Consider the following 3,096-nt stretch of genomic DNA (forward strand, 5'->3'; position numbering starts at 1 on the left):
CCGATGGTAGTGTGGGGTTTCCCCATGTGAGAGTAGGTCATCGTCAAGATTAAATTCCGAAACCCCAATTGCGAAAGCAGTTGGGGTTTTGTTTTGCCCGCAGAAAACCCGGCTTGTCGGGTTTCTATGCAGCGGCTCGCGGCATGGCTATCATGCGGGCCTCATTGTGAGGCGAAACTTACATGCTGACGTTGTTAAAGCTTCTTAAAGATGGCCGGTTCCATTCGGGTGAGGCTCTGGGTGTTGCGTTGGGCATCAGTCGTAGTGCTGTGTGGAAGCAGCTTCAGCATCTAGAAGCTGAGCTCGGCTTGTCTATTCATAAAGTGCGCGGCCGCGGATATCAGCTGGCTGCGCCGTTGACGCTGCTCGATCCTGTAGCCATAAAAGAGCGTGCACCTGATTGTGGCTGGCCCATTTTTGTCTTCGATTCAATAGACTCCACCAACGCTGAGGCTTTACGAGCTATTGAGCGTGGTCGGGCCGCGCCATTGTTATTGCTTGCCGAGCGCCAGACCGCTGGGCGTGGGCGGCGAGGGCGCAAATGGGTCAGTCCTTTCGCAGAAAACATCTATTGCAGTTTGGTGTTGCGCATAGAGGGTGGAATGCGACAACTGGAGGGATTGAGCCTCGTTGTCGGTCTCGCGGTCATGCACACCTTGCGTGCGCTCGGTGTTTCTGGCGTTGGATTAAAATGGCCCAACGATTTATTGGCTGATCAGAAAAAAATCGCCGGGATATTGCTTGAGTTGGTCGGTGATCCCGCGGATGTGTGTCACGTAGTGATCGGTGTTGGCATCAACGTCAACATGCAGATCACTGATGAGGTTGACCAGTTGTGGACATCGATGCGCCTGGAGTCGGGCAGGGTGATTGATCGTAATCACCTGGTTTCGGAGTTGTGTTCGCAGCTCCAGGCGTATTTGGCTCGGCACCAGCGCGATGGGTTCTCCTCTATTCAGTCTGAGTGGGAGCAAAATCACCTATGGCAAGGGCGACCAGTCACATTGATAGCCGGCACGAGCCAGATAGAGGGGGAAGTGTTGGGTATCGACAGTCAGGGGGCTTTGCGCTTGAAAGTGAATGGCGTTGAAAAAGTCTTTAGTGGTGGTGAGCTCAGTTTGAGGTTGCGTGATGATTCTTGAGCTCGACTGTGGAAATAGTTTTATAAAGTGGCGTGTGCTTCGCGCAGGTGTCAGTCGAGTGTTCAGTGAGGGCGTAGTCGATTCAGATGACGCTTTGCTGGAAGGGCTGCGCAATCTTGATGGGCTAGCCCTTACGCACTGTCGGTTGGTGAGTGTTAGAACGGCGGAAGAAACCAGTGCGTTGAACTATCTATTGACGCAAGCTTTTGGTGTGTCTGTGGTATGTGCTTCGCCTGCTCGCCAAGTGGCTGGGGTGCGCAATGGCTATGACGAGTATGAGCGGTTGGGGCTAGATCGCTGGCTGGCAATGCTTGGAGGGTTTCATCTGGCTTCTGGTGCGTGCCTGGTGCTTGATTTCGGTACGGCTGTGACTGCTGACTTCGTTGCTGGGGATGGAGAGCATCTTGGTGGTTTTATTTGCCCTGGGATGCCTTTGATGCGTCATCAGCTACGAACCCATACTCGCAAGATTAGGTATGGGGATCTGGCTGCCGAGCGGGCCCTTGAGAGTCTCGCTCCTGGTCGCACGACAGTGGAGGCGGTTGAGCGAGGCTGTTCTCTTATGCTGAGGGGATTTGTCCTGACTCAACTGGAGATGGCGCGCAGTTATTGGGGGGAGGACTTTGTGGTGTTCCTTACCGGGGGAGATGCGGCTCTTGTCGCCGGAATCGTGCCCGAGGCCAGGCTGGTTCCAGACCTGATTTTTGTAGGTTTAGCGATGGCATGTCCATTGTCTTGAGGTTTTTATGCGTTGGTTGTTCCTGTTGCTGCTTGTTCTCAACGTCGTCTATTACATTTGGCATCAGCAAGAAGCCCCTCTGCGGGCAAAAGATGTAACGCCTTTGAGTTTGTACCGAGGGTCTCAGCAGGATATTCGCTTGTTGAGCGAAGCAGCTGATGCGACTCATGACAAAGAAAAATCCACAGTGGCTAGCGGAAGCTGTCTCTATTTGGGTGGCTTTTCTCGTCAGGAGTCACTGTTGTTGGTTGGGCGGCGACTTGGTGAGATGGGTGTGAGGTTTCAGTCCTTGCAGAAAGATCCCGTCGAGTCGTCCGGTTACTGGGTGCTTGTACTACCCGAAAGCCAGCGTTTGCTGGATGGTTTGCAGCTGCAAAACCTTTCTAAAGAATTCAATGAGTTAAAACATAAAATAATGCCGTGCGAGGGGGTTGCGCCTGCCGAATAGTTTGAATAGAATGGCGCCCGCTTCGCAGTGAAGACCTTTAACGGTCAGCGGTGTGATAGCAGTGTCAACGCAGCTAAGCTCAGGTTTTTAATGAGAAAAATGCTTGACAGAAGGCTGGCATGATGTAGAATGCCGGCTCGCTTAGGAGGGGTTCCCGAGCGGCCAAAGGGATCAGACTGTAAATCTGACGTCTACGACTTCGAAGGTTCGAATCCTTCCCCCTCCACCATTTTTAGCGAGAGCTGCAAGCTCCGCGGGTATAGTTTAGTGGTAGAACCTCAGCCTTCCAAGCTGATGATGCGGGTTCGATTCCCGCTACCCGCTCCAAGTTTGCAGGTCCTGCAAAGTGTTACGCTCTTGTAGCTCAGTTGGTAGAGCACACCCTTGGTAAGGGTGAGGTCAGCGGTTCAAATCCGCTCAAGAGCTCCATATAACAAGGCAGATATGAAAATATCTGCCTTTGTTTTAATGGCTGATATTGTTCGCTTAATTCTTCTGCTGAGGGTTGTTTCGATGGCTAAGGAAAAGTTCGATCGTTCTCTGCCGCACGTCAACGTTGGTACCATTGGTCACGTTGACCACGGTAAAACCACTCTGACTGCTGCTCTGACTCGTGTTTGCTCCGAGGTTTTCGGTTCGGCTATCGTTGATTTCGATAAGATCGACAGCGCGCCAGAAGAAAAAGCTCGCGGTATCACCATCAACACCGCGCACGTTGAGTACAACTCGAAGATCCGTCACTACGCTCACGTTGACTGCCCAGGTCA

The 3,096-nt window shown here is 52.5% G+C and carries 4 protein-coding genes and 3 tRNA genes; all 7 read left to right on the forward strand.

Annotation, left to right across the window (positions count from 1 at the left end):
• Positions 1 to 182: 182 nt before the first annotated feature.
• Positions 183 to 1,142, forward strand: a complete 960-nt coding sequence (gene birA / locus C7534_RS24325; protein ID WP_109787302.1) for a bifunctional biotin--[acetyl-CoA-carboxylase] ligase/biotin operon repressor BirA — start codon at positions 183 to 185, stop codon at positions 1,140 to 1,142.
• Positions 1,132 to 1,881 (forward strand): pantothenate kinase, encoded by a 750-nt coding sequence (locus C7534_RS24330; protein WP_109787303.1) that lies wholly within the window; start codon positions 1,132 to 1,134, stop codon positions 1,879 to 1,881. Before birA ends, C7534_RS24330 begins: the two co-directional genes overlap by 11 nt.
• 7 nt (positions 1,882 to 1,888) lie before the next feature.
• Positions 1,889 to 2,329, forward strand: coding sequence for a hypothetical protein (locus C7534_RS24335; protein ID WP_046033392.1), 441 nt, complete (start codon positions 1,889 to 1,891; stop codon positions 2,327 to 2,329).
• A 144-nt stretch (positions 2,330 to 2,473) separates the two neighbouring features.
• Positions 2,474 to 2,558: transfer RNA gene (locus C7534_RS24340), tRNA-Tyr, on the forward strand.
• Between the two features lie 24 nt (positions 2,559 to 2,582).
• Positions 2,583 to 2,656: transfer RNA gene (locus C7534_RS24345), tRNA-Gly, on the forward strand.
• A gap of 26 nt (positions 2,657 to 2,682) precedes the next feature.
• Positions 2,683 to 2,758: transfer RNA gene (locus tag C7534_RS24350), tRNA-Thr, on the forward strand.
• An 84-nt stretch (positions 2,759 to 2,842) separates the two neighbouring features.
• Positions 2,843 to 3,096: GTP-binding protein (locus tag C7534_RS24355; RefSeq protein ID WP_256594816.1), on the forward strand; the 254-nt coding region annotated here is incomplete at its 3' end.

The sequence above is a fragment of the Pseudomonas sp. OV226 genome (genome assembly GCF_003148705.1).
GTDB lineage: Bacteria > Pseudomonadota > Gammaproteobacteria > Pseudomonadales > Pseudomonadaceae > Aquipseudomonas.